We start from the raw sequence: 14,105 nt of genomic DNA on the forward strand, positions 1-14,105 counted from the left end.
GCATTAGAGTGCAGGACTGAACCCGACCATCACACAGGACTGCGCATTTCTCTCGCCGTGCCACCGCACCCACCCCCGCCCTGGCTGAAGCGCAGGCTGCTGTTGCGTGCCGGCGTGCTGCTTGCGCTGCTGGTGCTGCTGGCGGCCCTGGGCTTTGCGCTCTACGCGTTACGTAGCGCCGAGCAGCATGAACTCCAGGTAACCCAGCTCTATGCCCGCGTGCTGCAAGAGCATGCTGATCAGAGCCTGCAGACTTCGGCCCTGATGCTGCGCAGCCTGGTGCCGGCCGCTGCCCAGGCTCGCGAGCCGGCGGAAGCACTGAGCCCGGTCCTGAGCCAGGCGCTGCCCCTGCTGCCCATGGTGCGCAGCCTGTCGGTGCTGGACGCCTCGGGCCGGGTGCTGGCCAGCTCCGCACCGGCCAATGTCGCCGCTCAGCTCGATCTCGGCCAGCTGCGGCGCGGCGCCGCCAGCGCGCAGCACTGGGTGGGCTCACTGGCACCGGGCCAGGATCTGGCCGACCTCGACCGCCGCCAGCGCCAGGCCTACGGGGGCACGCAGCGCCTGCTCCCCCAGGTTCATGCCCTGCCCGACACGCCTCTGGGCCCGCGCTATCTGGTGGCCGTGCTGGACCCGGACTATTTCGCCAGGCACTACGAACAGCATTTCGGCAGCGGCCCGCGCAGCGCCGCCCTGCTGGGCCGGGATGGCAGCCTGATTGGCGCCAAGGCCGGTGCCGTCCTGCCCAGTGGCGCGGCGCTGATAGACCGGGCGGTGTTCCGGCACTTTCTGCCCAGCAAGGAGCAGGGCAGCTTCAGCGGCCCCGGGCTGGACGGCCATGAGGTGTTGGCCAGCTTTCGCAGCACCCGGCAGTTCCAGGGCCTGATACTGGTCGAGTACCGACGCAGCGCGATCTGGAGCGAACTGCGCGGCACACTGGCCTGTACCCTCGCCGCTGCCCTGGCCGGTTGGCTGGTCATCGCCCTGCTGGCGCGGAGCGCCTGGCGCCGCCTGCGCCGTCATGAGCAGGCCGAGGAGTCACTGCTGCAGGCCCGGCTGCTGGGCGCCGATGAGGAGCGCAATCAGCGCCTGCTGATCGACAGCGTGCAGGAGCTGATGTTCCGCACCGATACCGAGGGCCGGCTGCAGTTCGTGAACCGCCAGTGGTTCGTCGACGAGATCACCCTGCGGCCGGTGCTGGGCCAGCCCTTTGCCGATTTTGTGGACCCGGGCGATGTCGCCATCGCCCGTGCGCTATTCCGCCCGCCGCGCAGTGGCGACCCGCCGGCCGGTGGCCTGCGCGGCCCGCCAACCCAGCTGCGCCTGCGTGGCACCGAGGGCTCGCACCGGGTGCTGGAGGTCAGCGTCACCCCGGTCGAATCGGCCGAGCGCCGGCTGATCGGATTTGCCGGCTTTGCCATCGATGTGACCGAGCGTGAACTGGCGCGGCGCCAGCTGCTGGAGCAGCTGGAGTTCACCGCCCGGCTGATCGAGGTCTGCCCTTTCCCGATCTTCGCCAAGGACAGGGCCGGCCGCTATCTGATGGTCAACCGCGCCTGGTGCGATATGGTCGGCTGGCCGGTCGAGCATGTGCTGGGCAAGACCCTGCCCGAGCTGCGGCCGATGGGCGACTTCACCATCACCCTGGCCAAGGACGAGCAGCTGATGCGCGAGGGGGGCACGCTGTCGTACGAGGAGCGGGTGCCCTTCCCCAATGGCACCTGGCATGACCTGATGGTGCGCAAGACCTCCTACGCCAATGCCAACGGCGAGGCGCTTGGGGTAATAGGCAGCATGGTGGACATCACCGACTTCCGCGAGGTTGAGCGCCGCACCCGTGAGGCGCGCGACGCGGCCGAGCGCTCCAGCGCCGCGAAGGGCGAGTTCCTGGCCAATGTCAGCCACGAGCTGCGCACGCCACTGCAAACGATTCTGGGCTTCTCGCAGGTGGGCCTGTCGCGGGCCCGCGAGCAGCCGGTGCTGGCACGCATGTTCAGCGATATCCAGTCCGCCGGACACCGCATGCTGCATGTGGTCAACAATCTGCTTGACCTGTCCCGGTTGGAAACCTCGGTCGGCTCGTTCAAGCTGGTGCCCGGCGATGTGCGGCCGCTGCTGGCCGAGGTGGTGCAGGAGCTGGCACAGCTGGCCGCCAGTCGGGGCCTGAGCCTGCGCCTGGAGCTGTCCGACTGGCCCTGCATGGCCCTGCTGGACGCCTTCCGGCTGCAGCAGGTGTTCCGCAACATCCTGGCCAATGCGTTGCGCTATGCCCCGGCCCACAGCGAGATCGAGCTGCGCTGCTTCAACGAACCGGCCACCGGTGGCTGCTGCGTCGAGGTTCGTGACCACGGCCCGGGCATACCGCCGGACGAGTTCGAGAGCATCTTCGCCCCCTTCGTGCAGTCCTCGCTGAACCAGACCGGCGCGGGCGGCACCGGCCTGGGCCTGGCCATCAGCCGCAAGATCATCCATGTGCACAGCGGCACGATACGCGCCCACAACCACCCCGATGGCGGCGCGGTGTTCGAGGTCCATCTGCCGCCGCTGGCGTCCGGCTGAGGCATCCACCTACAATCTCGCACCCCTTTCAACACTGGCCACCGCCCACCCGGCGGCAGCGCCACCCCGGAGAGCCCCATGGACACCCGTACTTCCGAGATCACCCTGAGACTGGCGCGGCTGCGCGATGCGATGCAGGCCCAACAGGTGCACGGCGTGCTGGTGCCCTCCAGCGACCCCCATCTGTCCGAGTACCTGCCCGCGCGCTGGCAGGGCCGCGAATGGCTGTCAGGCTTCACCGGCTCTATGGGCACCCTGGTCGTCACGCTGGACCGCGCCGCCCTGTTCGCCGACATGCGCTACTGGACCCAGGCCGAGGTCGAGCTGGCCGGCACCGGCATCGACCTGGTCAAGATTCCCAGCAGCGCCGCCACCCACTTCATCGACTGGACGGCCCTGCAGCTGCAGGCCGGCCAGACCCTGGCCGTCGATGGCCAGTGTCTGAGCCTGGCGCTGGCGCAGCAGGTGCGCCTGGGCCTCTTGCAGGCCAAGATCAAGCTGCGCACCGATCTGGATCTGCTGGACACTATCTGGGAAGGCCGCCCCACCCTGCCGGGCGCGCCGGTCTACGAGCACGGCGCGCCGCAGGCCACCGTCAGCCGCGCCGTCAAGCTGGCCGAGGTGCGCGCGGCGATGAACCGCCTGGGCGCTAGCCAGCACTTCATCTCCACCGTCGATGACGTGGCCTGGCTGTTCAATCTGCGCGGCTCGGACGTGCAATGCAACCCGGTCTTCATCGCCCACACGCTGGTCGGCCTGAACGGGGCCACCCTGTTCCTCGGCGCCGGCAAGGTGCCCGCCGCTTTGCAGGCCACCTTGGCCGCCGACGGCGTGCAGCTGGCCGACTACACCGAGGCGCCCAAGGCGCTGGGGGCACTGGCCGCCGACACCGTACTGCTCGTCGACCCTCGCCGCATCACCTGGGGCCTGCGCGAGTCGGTGGCCAGCGGCGTGCGCGTGGTCGAGGCCATCAACCCCAGCACCCTGGCCAAGAGCCGCAAGACCCCTGCCGAGGCGCAGTTCGTGCGCGAGACCATGGAGCAGGACGGCGCCGCGATGTGCGAGTTCTACGCCTGGTTCGAACAGGCGCTGGGCAAGGAGCGCATCACCGAGATCACCGTCGACGAGAAGCTGTCGGCCGCCCGCGCCCGCCGCCCCGGCTTCGTCGGTCTGAGCTTCTCGACCATTGCCGGCTTCGGCCCCAACGGTGCGATGCCGCACTACCGCGCCACGCCGGAGTCGCACGCGGTGATCGAGGGCAACAACCTGCTGCTGATCGATTCCGGCGGCCAGTACCTGGGCGGCACCACCGACATCACCCGCGTCTGGCAGATCGGCAATATCAGCGAGGCACACAAGCGCGACTTCACCATCGTGCTCAAGGGCATGATGAACCTGAGCCGCACGCGCTTCCCGCGCGGCACGCTGTCGCCGATGCTGGACGCCATTGCCCGCGCCCCGATCTGGGAGCACGGCATCGACTACGGCCACGGCACCGGCCACGGCGTCGGCTACTTCATGAATGTGCATGAGGGCCCGCAGAGCATCTCCAAGGCCATTCCCGACGCTCATATGGCCATGGAGCCGGGCATGATCACCTCGATCGAGCCCGGCATCTACCGCAACGGCAAATGGGGCGTGCGCCTGGAGAACCTGGTGCTCAATGTCGCCATCGACACGCCCGAACAGGGCGCCTTCGGCGAGATGCTGGCCTTCGAGACGCTGACCCTGTGCCCGATCGACACCCGCTGCATCGCCCGCGAGCTGATGCGCGAAGACGAGATCGCCTGGCTCAACCGCTACCACGCCGAGGTGCTGGCCCGCTTGTCGCCGCTGGTCAGCGGCGATGCGCTGGCCTGGCTGAAGCTGCGCACAGAGCCAATCTAATGTCTTGCGGGACAGACCTTGCCGTACCCGGCGAGCTCTGAGCCCGGACTCAAACAGTCCTGTGGACTGTTTGTGCCTGGCGAAGGCCCGTTCGCAGGCAGGCGATGGGCTGTCCCCAACTGACTGGATGAAATTGAGGTCAAGCAATTCAGCAACGGGGGCCTGCGGGCCTCCGTTGCCATTGTCGGCGCCGCTTCATCCCGCCGTTGCGCAGTTCATCCGGCACGGCTGACGACTCATCACATGCCGCTGGTTGACGTGGTAGTGGCCTCCTACATTCACTCCATCGCGACGTTTTTCGCGGCAGTGAAACCAGCAGGAGTCCACCATGTTAGACAACCTTTTCAACAGCGTTCTGGTCCTCAGCTTCCTGGCCATCAGCGCCGTGGGATCGTTGACCAGCCCGGTGGAAGACGAAGAACTCGCCGCCACCCAGACGGTCGCCCAGCTCGAGCGGGTGGTCATCACCGGCCGCAGTCTGAAGGCCGTCAAGCCCGCCTGAACACCGTCCACCAACCGCATTCGGCCCGAGGTAACTCGGGTTTTTTTTGCCCGTACGCCGTTGGCAAGGCTTCAGACCCGGTCCTGTTGCATCTGCTGACAGCGCTCGTCCTACACGCATCAGCAGTGCCGTCCGATGCCGGGCGACACGCTGCACGCCTAGATTCATGTCAGGCCCATTGGCCCTTGACCCTCACAGCGCCGAGTGCGCAATACCAAGGAGTTATGACATGAAGGCTTCCAAGACCGTCACCTCAGTTTTCGCCGCCGCCACCCTGGTGGGCGCCATCAGCCTGGCCTATGCGCAGGCTTCCGCCGACATGCAACCCGCCGAGCCGACGCAGCAGCTGCAGCCGAGCACCGAGATCAGCCCGGCTCCTGCCACCGATGGCAGCCAGGCCCCGCTGACCCAGGCGCAGGACGCCAACGGCACTCCGGCCGGAACGCTGGCAACACCTGCTGCGACGACAAGCACCGTGCCGGCACCGATGCCTGCGCAGACGCCCGCTCAAGCGCCTACCCAGGCACAGACCCATGACAACAACACCCCGACCACCGGCAATATGCCCGTGCCGGACAACAGCGCGCCGCTGATCACGGAGCGCACCCCACGCGCCGACCGCAACTGAAGACGCGCTCAGGTGCAGCGCCCCGAAGCCGCAGGGATCCCTCCCGCGCCGCTTCGGGGCACTTTTACGTTGCCCGAGGAATGCAAGCACCATGGCCACCTACAACCCGCCGCCCCGCATCGAACTGCCGCCGCGTCCGGAGCTGATCGCCGCGCTGAAGCAGGGCTTCCTGCTCGGCAGCGCCGTGCTGGTGCTGATGCTCCCGCCCGATGGCACCGGCCTGCACAGGGCCCGCTTCTTTGCCGGGCCGGCTCTGCGCGCCCCTGTCGCGGTTCAAGCCGGCGGCCCACGCTTTGCCGACTTCCGGGGCGAGGCCGCATCGGCCGAGGCCCGCCACATCGCCGATTGGGTCGCCGACTCGGGCGACAACCGGCGTCTGCCCTATGTGATCCTGGACAAGCGCAATGCCCGCGTGTTCGTGTTCGATGCGCAGGGGGTGCTGCTCGGCGCCACCCCGGTGCTGCTCGGTGCAGCAGCCGGTGACGACTCGGTCGTGGGCATTGGCAACCGCGCGATTGCCGATGTGCGACCGGAGGAGCGCACCACGCCGGCAGGGCGCTTCGACGCCGAGCCGGGCCGCAATGCCTCGGGCGAGGATGTGCTCTGGGTGGACTACAACGCCGCCGTCTCCATGCACCGCGTGCGCGCCATCGAGCCCAGCGAACGCCGGCTGGAACGCCTGGCCTCGCCAACGGCAGCCGACAACCGCATCTCCTACGGCTGCATCAATGTGCCGGTGCGATTCTATGAAGACGTGGTGCGCACCACCTTCGCTCGCTCCCGGGGCGTGGTCTATGTGCTACCCGAGGTCAAGCCGCTGGGCCAGGTTTTCGCCTCCTACGACGTGGCACAAAAGCACGGACGCGCCAAAGCCGGGGCGTTACAACTTCGCCCTGTAACAGCGCCGCGGGCGTGATGTCCTGCGCAGTCGCGCCGGCCCTGCCCTGCGTACCATCGATGACATCGGAGCCGGGCCCCATGCCCGGCTTGTTGATGCGGTCGCGTGGCGGGGGTCGGGGTGCAGCAGTTGTTCAATTTTCGGGCGCATGCGGCGCAGATGGCCGCCGTCTGCCTGTCGGTCCTGGCCACCAGCGTGCAAGCCGGCCCTGGCGCCGATTTCGGTGGCGAAACCCCGTCCGACGACACACGCCAGATGGCCGAATGGGTGCTGGCCTCGGCCGACCACCAAGGCCAGCCCTTCGCCATCGTGGACAAGAAAGACGCGCGGCTGTTCGTTTTCAGCGCCAATGGCCGGCTGCTGGGCGCCACCCCGGCCCTGCTGGGCCAGGCGCCGGGCGATCAAGGCCTGAGCGATATGGAGGGCCGTGCCCCAGCTCAGCTGCTGCCCGCCGAGCGCACCACCCCGGCCGGGCGCTTTGCCTCGGAACCGGGTCACAATCTGCAGGGCGAGGCGGTGGTCTGGTTCAACTACGAGGCCGCGCTGGCCATTCACCGCTTGCGTCCGGCTCCGGCGCAGGAACGCCGGCCGCAGCGCCTGCTGTCAGATACGCCGAACGACAACCGCATTTCGCTGGGCTGCGTGATCGTGGCACCAAGTTTTTTTGACGCGGTGGTGGCGCCGGTGCTGGGCCGGCAGCGCGGCGTGGTCTATGTGTTGCCCGAAACGCGGCCGGTGCAAAGTCTCTTTGGCCAGGACCGCCGCCTGGCGCTGCTCAAGCTCTGAGCCTCACGAATCTCACATCTGCCGGAACAGGTGCAGATAGGCGCGGCTCACCGGCAGCACCTCGGACCGACCGCGCAGGTGTATGTCGGCGGTCTCGTTGGCGCCGCGGGTAATGTGGCTGACCTCGCGCAGATTGACGATCACCGAGCGGTGCACCTGGGCGAAGATCTGCGGGTCCAGTTGGTCGGCCAGCTCGCGGATCGGCGTGCGTATCAAGGCCTCGCCCTCGGGCCAGACGACCAGCGTGTACTTTTCATCCGAGCGCAGATAGATCAGCTGATCCACCGGGATCAGCTTCAGCGCCGCACCGACCGAGGCCTTGATCCACTGCAGCCAGGGCTCACCGCGCTGCTGTTGACCCTGTTGCTGAAGATGACCCGAGAGCTGGGCCAGCACCGCGTCCAGCGCCTCGCCCGCGGGCAACTGGCCCGCCTCCAGCCGCTGCTTCAGCCGCTGCAACGTATCCATCAGCCGTCGCTCCTCGACCGGTTTGACCAGATAGTCGATCGCGCCCTCGTCGAAGGCCGCCAGCGCGTATTGCTCGAAGGCCGTCACGAACACCAGCTGCGCGCGCCGCGCGATGCCCTTGGCGGCCTCGATGCCATTGAGCCCCGGCATGTGCACATCCATGAAGACGATCTGCGGTTGATGCTCCTCGAACAGCTCCAGCGCCTCGCGGCCATTGCGGGCCTGGGCGACCACCTGCAGCTCGGGCCAGGTCCGCTTCAGCGCCAGCACCAGGCTCTCGCGCAGCAGCGGTTCATCATCGGCCACCAGGGCCGTCACGGGGGCATTGCTCATGGGGGGGTGAACTTCAGTTCGGCCCGCAGGCCGTGGGGTGGGGTTTCGGACAGCTCAAGCCTTGCCTCGGGGCCGAAGAACAGGCCCATGCGCTCGCGCAGGTTCTGCAGACCGGTGCCGGCGCCGGCGGTCTCGCTCATGCCCACGCCGCTGTCCTGTACCCACAGGCTGACCAGGCCGGTGCGCGTATCGCGTTGGGCGCCGACCTCGATGCGGCCGCCCTCCTCGCTGGGGTCCACGCCATGGCGCACGGCGTTCTCCACCAGGGTCAGCAGGGCCATGGTCGGAAAGCGCAGCCCCTCCAGCTCGGTCGGCACAGCGACGACGAACTGCAGCCTGTCGGGCATGCGCATATGCATCAGCTCCAGATAGGCGCGCACCAGGGTCAGCTCGTCGCCGAGGCTGGCCGCCTGCTCCTTGAGCCGGGGCATGGCGCCGCGCAGATAGGCGATCAGGCTGCCCAGCACCGGGCCGGCCTGCGGTGAACCGGTCTCGACCAGCGTCCGCACATTGGCCAGGGTGTTGAACAGGAAGTGCGGCTCGACCTGGGCCTGCATCAGGCGCAGCCGGGCGTCCAGCGCCTGGCGCTCGAGCTGGCTCTTCTCCAGCTCGAAGTGCAGGGCCTGCGAGCGGGCCTGCGCGTCGCGCTCCCGGTACAGCGCCGCAAGGGCCAGCAGCGGACCCACGAGGAGACCAGTGCCGGCGATCCAGATCAGGCCGCTGAGCCGCCCCTCGTGACGCAACAGCGCCGGCACATCACCATCGACGGCGAGCAGATAGACCAGGATGGTGGCCAGCGGCAGGGTCAGGGCCACCACCAGCACCTGCACCACCCAGCGCGGCATCCAGCCCGGCAGACGGCGCGGCCACTGGCCCGCCGCGGAGAAGGTCACCAGGCTCAACACGCCGACAAACAGCGTGCGCCCCAGCAGCACCGGGAAGGATGTGATGAAGATCGGGTTCAGCAGGGCAGCGCCGACAAAGGCCAGCGCCAGCGTGAACACCAGACGCGACGGTGTCAACGAAGCCAGAAAACCGGCGCGCCCGCTGGGATGAGCGAATGCCGGGGAAGAAGCGGCCGAGGCCGGGCTGGGAGAGTCCATGGCTGCACCATAACGCCTGCGGACCGGCCTTCCAAGTCTCGCCCGGGGCTGCTGCGACGAATGACGGTTTGCCGCCCATGAACGGCGGCGTGGCTATGGCCTGCCTGCAACGCCGACGGGCAAGGCACAGTAAGCTCGGGCACCCATCCACCTGGAGCCAAGCCATGAAACGCCTCTTCGCTGCCATCACCCTCGTCCTGATGACGCTGCTGCCAGCCCATGCCTGGGCGCAAGACAAGGTCGTTTATCACATCAGCGATACCGCGGCCCAGGCCCTGGGCGGCCTGCGCAATGTCAAGAACCATCTGGACACCGACCCGACGGCGCAGATCACCGTCGTCACCCATGCCCAGGGCATCGACTTCCTGATGCAGGACGCCAAGGACCGCAACGGCAACCCCTACGAGATCGCCGTGCAGGAGCTGGTGGGGCGTGGTGTCAAGTTCGAGATCTGCGAGATCACCTTGAAGAACCGCAGCCTGAAGAAGGACCAGTTCATTGCCGAGGCCGGCTTCACCCCCTCCGGCGTGGTGCGCCTGGCCAAGCTGCAGAAGCAAGGTTACGCCTACATCCGGCCCTGACGCAGATTCGCTCGGCCAAACAGCTCAAGCGGGCCACCCCGCGACCCGGGGGCAGGCAAGACCCGGCCCGGAGCGCAGAATCGTGATCAATTCCACACGCTGACCGGAGTTCCGCCCATGCACCGCCACGCCTCTCACCCGCTGCTGCGCCAGACCGCAGTGGCCGCCACCCTGGCCCTGCTGGGCAGCGCCGCCTTGGCCCAGGTCACCGCGATGGACGCCACCGGCGCCTTCTCGATGAACGGCGGGGCGACGACGAATCTGCTCTCGTCCTTCCCGCCCAATTCTTCGGTCGATGTGCTGCAATTCGAGGGCCTCGGCACCAGCAACGTCGGCCTGCACAGCTACGGCTCGACCTCGGGCGACTTCGGCAGCCGCTCCTCGGGCATGGGCGTCTACCAGGTCAGCGGCGGCTTCAAGCTGGTGCAGACCGTCACCAACAGCAGCGCGGTCGCTCAAAGCGCCAAGTTCACCTTCTCGATCACACCGGGCATGGTGCAGAACGACATCGGCTCGGCCCTGGGCACGGGCCAGTATGTGGAGGCCGGCCTGAAGTTCGACGTGAAGAAGGGCAGCGGCTCCATCTGGGACAGCTCGGCCACGCTGCGCAGCGATGAGCTGGGCACCACCGCCTCCTTTGGCGGCGACACCAGCCTCTACGCCGGCTCGGGCACGTTGTACTCCGTGCTGGGCGTGACACGCGAAATCGACCTCGGCGTGATCAATGCCGGCGAGAGCTTCGAGCTGAGCTACGAACTGACAACCTTCGCCAATGGCGTCTCGGCCGCCGGTGATGACCGCTGGGTCGAGCCCACCACCTTCACCGTACCCGAGGGCTGGTACGTCTATGGCGATTGCGGTGCCTACGGCTACGGCTATGGCTGCGGCACCCAACCGCCCGGCACCGTGATCGATGTGCCGGGCTACTGGGTGCCGGGCATGGTCAGCGGCTCGCACGCCAGCTCGGGCGATCCCTTCGAGATACGATTCGGCCCGGACGACAAGTTCTACGCCAGCATCTCGGGGAACCCCGGCTACGGCTCGGTGAGCCTGCAACCGGTGCCGGAACCGGCGACCTATGCAATGCTGCTGGGTGGCCTGGGCGTGCTGGGCTGGGCGGCACGACGACGCCGAAGAGCCGTCTGATGTCACTGAAGAGGCCGCAAGGCCTCTTTGTCATTCAGGCCAGCATCAACTGCTGCTCGAACGCATCGACCAGATCCTGCACTTGCTGCGCCTGGTTGAAGCCGGCATAGCGCATGGCGAAGGCGGCCGCCGCCTCGGCGTAGGCAGGATCATCAAGCAGGCGGCGCAGCAGTGCACGCCAGTCCAGCGGTCGCCGCAGCAGGGCTGCATTGACGCCGGCGCCGGTCTGGGCGACGCGGCGCGACATCAGGAACTGCTCGGTCTGCATAGGCAGCAGCAGTACAGGCACACCGGCAAGCAGGGCCTGCACCAGGGTCGCCTCCCCGCCGTGGCAGACGCACAGCGCGCAGTCCTCGAAGGCCTCGCCGAGTGACACCGGCCCCGCCGCGTAGCGGATCAGCGGGCTGCGCACCGGCGCGGGCTTGCCGGCCGCCACCTCGGGCAGGTAGCAAAGCGTGCGGCAACCTGCATCCGCCAGGGCCTGCAGCAGCACGGCATGATCGGGATGTTCGGTCTTCAGATATGCGAAAACTTTGGGGCCATCGCCCGCCGGCCACTGCGGACCCTCGCCGGTCTGCGGCAGGAAGTTGGGCCCGTACCAGCGCGCGCCCTCGGGCAGGTGGCTGCGAGCATAGTGGTCCAGCTCGGGCCAGGTGCACAGAAGCGGGGCGTCGCCCAGCAGCAGGTCACTGGCGCGCGCGAACGGCGGCGCACCATGCAGGGCCAGTACCGTGTTGGCGCTGGCCAGTACCCGAGCCTCGGCGGCGGCCATGCGCTGCGCCGGCACCGGTTCCCAGTCGCGCAGCGGTGGCAAGTCCTGACCCTGTGGCGGCATATAGAACCCGATTCCCAGGGTGGCGCAGCGCAGGCTCATCGAGCGCGCCGCCAGCACCGCGGTCGGCGCATAGTCCGCCACCAGCAGATCGGGCTGCAGCAGCCCGAACATATCGCGCCAACCCTCGACGAGGCCCTCGATGGCATTCGCCTCCAGATAGCCGCAGGTAAGCAGGATCTCGGCCAGATTGGCCTGCGTCGGCGGCAGGCCCACGGCCCGGTGCAGCCATGTCGGCGCCTGCAGCTTCGGCACATCGAGATCGGCCAGCAGGCGGTGTGTGTGCACCAGATCGCGCAGGCTCATGCTGACCCGATGCCCCCGCGCCAGCAGGGCCGTCGCCAGCGGCTTCAGCCGGCCCGCGTGGCCCAGGCCGCCCCCCAGTTCCCAGGTCAGATGTATATGTGCCATGGCTGGGCAGTGTGCTTGAAAACGGATGCGGCAGGCAAAGCAACGACGGTTGACCCCGGTCAAGGCCTTGTGCATGCCGACAGGCCAGCATGCCGGCCATGAACATGACCGCCCCTACTTGCCATCACGATGCTGACGTGCTCATCATCGGCGCCGGCCCGGCCGGCCTGGCCCTGGCCTGCGCGCTGGCCGATGCCGGCATGACCGTGCAGCTGCTGGAGCAGGCCACACGAGACAGCCTGGAATCGCCCGCCGACGACGGTCGCGAGATCGCCATGACGCACCGCGCCCGGCGCGTGATGGAGACCCTGGGCCTGTGGCAGCAACTGCCCCCGGCCGAGATCGCGCCGCTGCGCGAGGCCCGCGTGATCGACGGTGGCGGCCCATCGATGCTGCGCTTCGAGCCCGAGGAAGCCAGCGACGCTCCGCTGGGCTGGCTGGTGCCGAATCACCGCATTCGCCACGCCGCGCTCAAGGCGGCCACCAGCCGCTCGGCGGTTCGCCTGCTATGCGAGGCGCGGGTCAGCGCCTTGAGCATCGTCACCGACCGCGCCAGCGTCCGGCTCGACGATGGTCGGGAGTTCAGCGCTGCGCTGCTGGTGGCCGCCGACAGCCGCCTGTCGCAATCGCGCCGGCTGGCCGGCATCGGCGCCGCTATGCATGACTTCGGCCGCAGCGTCGTCGTCGGCCCCGTCGCCCACGAGCGCGATCACCAGGGCATTGCCTGGGAGTGCTTCCGTTATGGCAACACGCTGGCCCTGCTGCCGATGAGCGGCCGCCACTGCTCGGCCGTGGTGACCGTGCCCGGCGATCAGGCAGTCGAATGGCTGGCCCTGTCCGATGCCGAGTTCGCCGCGCGCATCGCACAGCAGGCCGAGGGCAGGCTCGGTGCGGTGCAGGCCACCGGCCCGCGCCAGCACTACCCGCTGGTGGGCGTCTATGCACACCGCTTCGCCGCGCACCGCTTTGCGCTGATCGGCGATGCCGCGGTGGGCATGCATCCGGTCACCGCCCATGGCTGGAACTTCGGCCTGTATGGCGTCGAGGTGCTTGCCCGCGAGTTGCGCGCCGCCCATGCCGCCGGCCGCGACCTCGGCGCCCTGCCCGCGCTGCAGGCCTACGAGCGCGAGCACCGTCGTACCACCCTGCCCGTCTATCTGGGCACCAATGCCCTGGTCTCGCTGTTCAGCGACGAACGTGCGCTGCCCAGGCGCGCCCGCCAGCTGCTGCTGACCGTGGCCGAGCGGGTGCCACCGTTCAGCGGGTTGATCAAGTCGGCCATCAGACGCCAGCTGACCGGCGTCACCCAAGGTCTCTCAGGAGGTCGACCATGAGCGCGTTGCAATGGTCCGACGACCTGGCCCTGGACCTGCCGGCCATGGACCAGACACACATCGAATTCGTCGAGCTGCTGTCCGCCGTCGAGCAGGCCGGCGATGCGCAGCTGCTGGCCGCCTGGGACGCCCTGGTCGCCCACACCGAACAGCATTTCGGCCAGGAGGACGACTGGATGCAGGCCACCCGCTTCGCCGCCGGCAACTGCCACAGCACCCAGCACCGGGTGGTCTTGCAGGTGATGCAGGAAGGCGCCCGGCTGGGCCGCGGCGGCCGCCTGGACATCGTGCGCCAGATGGCGGCCGAGCTGGTGATCTGGTTCCCCCAGCATGCCCAGAGCATGGACGCCTCGCTGGCCCATCATCTTCGCCATGTGGCCTTCGATCCGGCCACCGGCCAGGTGCACAGGCCCGAGCACCTGCCCGAGCGGGCGCTGCACGGCTGCGGGTCGCAGGCCTGCTGAGCCGATGCTGTCGGCCACGCCGCTCGGCACATATTTGCTTAGCCGTTTTTCTTGGTTCACGGCCCGCCCGCGGCTCCCTATCGTTCACCCCATCGAAACCAAACATGCGGTGGGGCCCTCCGGCACCCATCGAAGGTGTTCAGACCGTGGTCGGGTTGCAGGTGGTCAATGTGGGG

Annotated in this window: 13 protein-coding genes; 10 read left to right on the plus strand and 3 right to left on the minus strand. The window is 68.3% G+C overall.

Annotation, left to right across the window (positions count from 1 at the left end):
• The first annotated feature begins 57 nt into the window (after positions 1-57).
• The 6 genes from DES47_RS18965 to DES47_RS18985 all read left to right on the plus strand — a co-directional run bounded on the left by DES47_RS18965 (position 58) and on the right by DES47_RS18985 (position 7,257).
• On the plus strand, positions 58-2,556 hold the full coding sequence (locus tag DES47_RS18965; protein WP_133702320.1) for a sensor histidine kinase: 2,499 nt from the start codon (positions 58-60) through the stop codon (positions 2,554-2,556).
• Positions 2,557-2,634: 78 nt separating this feature from the next.
• Entirely contained in the window at positions 2,635-4,443 is a 1,809-nt protein-coding gene (locus tag DES47_RS18970) for an aminopeptidase P family protein (RefSeq protein WP_133702321.1), read from the plus strand.
• A gap of 328 nt (positions 4,444-4,771) precedes the next feature.
• Positions 4,772-4,945 carry a hypothetical protein gene (locus DES47_RS28795; RefSeq protein ID WP_166652068.1) on the plus strand — a complete coding sequence of 58 codons (174 nt, stop codon included), beginning with the start codon at positions 4,772-4,774 and terminating at the stop codon, positions 4,943-4,945.
• Positions 4,946-5,174: 229 nt separating this feature from the next.
• A complete protein-coding gene (locus DES47_RS18975) occupies positions 5,175-5,573 on the plus strand; it encodes a hypothetical protein (RefSeq protein WP_166652069.1) in 399 nt (132 codons plus the stop codon).
• A gap of 91 nt (positions 5,574-5,664) precedes the next feature.
• On the plus strand, positions 5,665-6,489 hold the full coding sequence (locus DES47_RS18980; RefSeq protein WP_133702323.1) for a hypothetical protein: 825 nt from the start codon (positions 5,665-5,667) through the stop codon (positions 6,487-6,489).
• A gap of 141 nt (positions 6,490-6,630) precedes the next feature.
• The gene (locus DES47_RS18985; RefSeq protein ID WP_133702324.1) at positions 6,631-7,257 is read left to right on the plus strand and encodes a L,D-transpeptidase; all 627 of its coding nucleotides are present in this window, start codon (positions 6,631-6,633) and stop codon (positions 7,255-7,257) included.
• 12 nt (positions 7,258-7,269) lie between these two features.
• Here the strand turns inward: DES47_RS18985 and DES47_RS18990 are convergent, their stop codons facing one another.
• Both DES47_RS18990 and DES47_RS18995 read right to left on the minus strand, forming a co-directional pair.
• Positions 7,270-8,058, minus strand: a complete 789-nt coding sequence (locus DES47_RS18990; protein WP_133702325.1) for a LytR/AlgR family response regulator transcription factor — start codon at positions 8,056-8,058, stop codon at positions 7,270-7,272.
• Positions 8,055-9,161, minus strand: a complete 1,107-nt coding sequence (locus DES47_RS18995; protein ID WP_133702326.1) for a sensor histidine kinase — start codon at positions 9,159-9,161, stop codon at positions 8,055-8,057. The genes DES47_RS18990 and DES47_RS18995 overlap by 4 nt, the downstream gene beginning before the upstream one ends.
• Before the next feature lie 164 nt (positions 9,162-9,325).
• On the opposite strand from DES47_RS18995, the gene DES47_RS19000 reads away from it, so the two are divergent.
• Positions 9,326-9,742 carry a DsrE family protein gene (locus DES47_RS19000; protein ID WP_133702327.1) on the plus strand — a complete coding sequence of 139 codons (417 nt, stop codon included), beginning with the start codon at positions 9,326-9,328 and terminating at the stop codon, positions 9,740-9,742.
• A gap of 117 nt (positions 9,743-9,859) precedes the next feature.
• Positions 9,860-10,888 carry an FxDxF family PEP-CTERM protein gene (locus tag DES47_RS29685; RefSeq protein WP_341800635.1) on the plus strand — a complete coding sequence of 343 codons (1,029 nt, stop codon included), beginning with the start codon at positions 9,860-9,862 and terminating at the stop codon, positions 10,886-10,888.
• Between the two features lie 34 nt (positions 10,889-10,922).
• Here the strand turns inward: DES47_RS29685 and DES47_RS19010 are convergent, their stop codons facing one another.
• Positions 10,923-12,131, minus strand: a complete 1,209-nt coding sequence (locus DES47_RS19010) for a glycosyltransferase (RefSeq protein WP_166652070.1) — start codon at positions 12,129-12,131, stop codon at positions 10,923-10,925.
• Positions 12,132-12,229: 98 nt separating this feature from the next.
• Between DES47_RS19010 and ubiM the strand changes: the two genes are divergently transcribed.
• On the plus strand, positions 12,230-13,465 hold the full coding sequence (gene ubiM, locus DES47_RS19015) for a 5-demethoxyubiquinol-8 5-hydroxylase UbiM (protein ID WP_243748389.1): 1,236 nt from the start codon (positions 12,230-12,232) through the stop codon (positions 13,463-13,465).
• A complete protein-coding gene (locus DES47_RS19020) occupies positions 13,462-13,929 on the plus strand; it encodes a hemerythrin domain-containing protein (RefSeq protein WP_133702329.1) in 468 nt (155 codons plus the stop codon). Before ubiM ends, DES47_RS19020 begins: the two co-directional genes overlap by 4 nt.
• Positions 13,930-14,105: the final 176 nt, after the last annotated feature.

Source organism: Roseateles toxinivorans, from assembly GCF_004362525.1.
In the GTDB taxonomy this organism is placed as follows: Bacteria; Pseudomonadota; Gammaproteobacteria; order Burkholderiales; family Burkholderiaceae_C; genus Paucibacter; species Paucibacter toxinivorans.

Excerpts from the sequence above, each read along its gene's own strand:
- DES47_RS18970 (WP_133702321.1), top strand. The coding sequence starts at position 2,635 with ATGGACACCCGTACTTCCGAGATCACCCTGAGACTGGCGCGGCTGCGC.
- DES47_RS28795 (WP_166652068.1), top strand. The coding sequence starts at position 4,772 with ATGTTAGACAACCTTTTCAACAGCGTTCTGGTCCTCAGCTTCCTGGCC.
- DES47_RS18975 (WP_166652069.1), top strand. The coding sequence starts at position 5,175 with ATGAAGGCTTCCAAGACCGTCACCTCAGTTTTCGCCGCCGCCACCCTG.
- DES47_RS18980 (WP_133702323.1), top strand. The coding sequence starts at position 5,665 with ATGGCCACCTACAACCCGCCGCCCCGCATCGAACTGCCGCCGCGTCCG.
- DES47_RS18985 (WP_133702324.1), top strand. The coding sequence starts at position 6,631 with ATGGCCGCCGTCTGCCTGTCGGTCCTGGCCACCAGCGTGCAAGCCGGC.
- DES47_RS18990 (WP_133702325.1), bottom strand. The coding sequence starts at position 8,058 with ATGAGCAATGCCCCCGTGACGGCCCTGGTGGCCGATGATGAACCGCTG.
- DES47_RS18995 (WP_133702326.1), bottom strand. The coding sequence starts at position 9,161 with ATGGACTCTCCCAGCCCGGCCTCGGCCGCTTCTTCCCCGGCATTCGCT.
- DES47_RS19000 (WP_133702327.1), top strand. The coding sequence starts at position 9,326 with ATGAAACGCCTCTTCGCTGCCATCACCCTCGTCCTGATGACGCTGCTG.
- DES47_RS29685 (WP_341800635.1), top strand. The coding sequence starts at position 9,860 with ATGCACCGCCACGCCTCTCACCCGCTGCTGCGCCAGACCGCAGTGGCC.
- DES47_RS19010 (WP_166652070.1), bottom strand. The coding sequence starts at position 12,131 with ATGGCACATATACATCTGACCTGGGAACTGGGGGGCGGCCTGGGCCAC.
- ubiM (WP_243748389.1), top strand. The coding sequence starts at position 12,230 with ATGAACATGACCGCCCCTACTTGCCATCACGATGCTGACGTGCTCATC.
- DES47_RS19020 (WP_133702329.1), top strand. The coding sequence starts at position 13,462 with ATGAGCGCGTTGCAATGGTCCGACGACCTGGCCCTGGACCTGCCGGCC.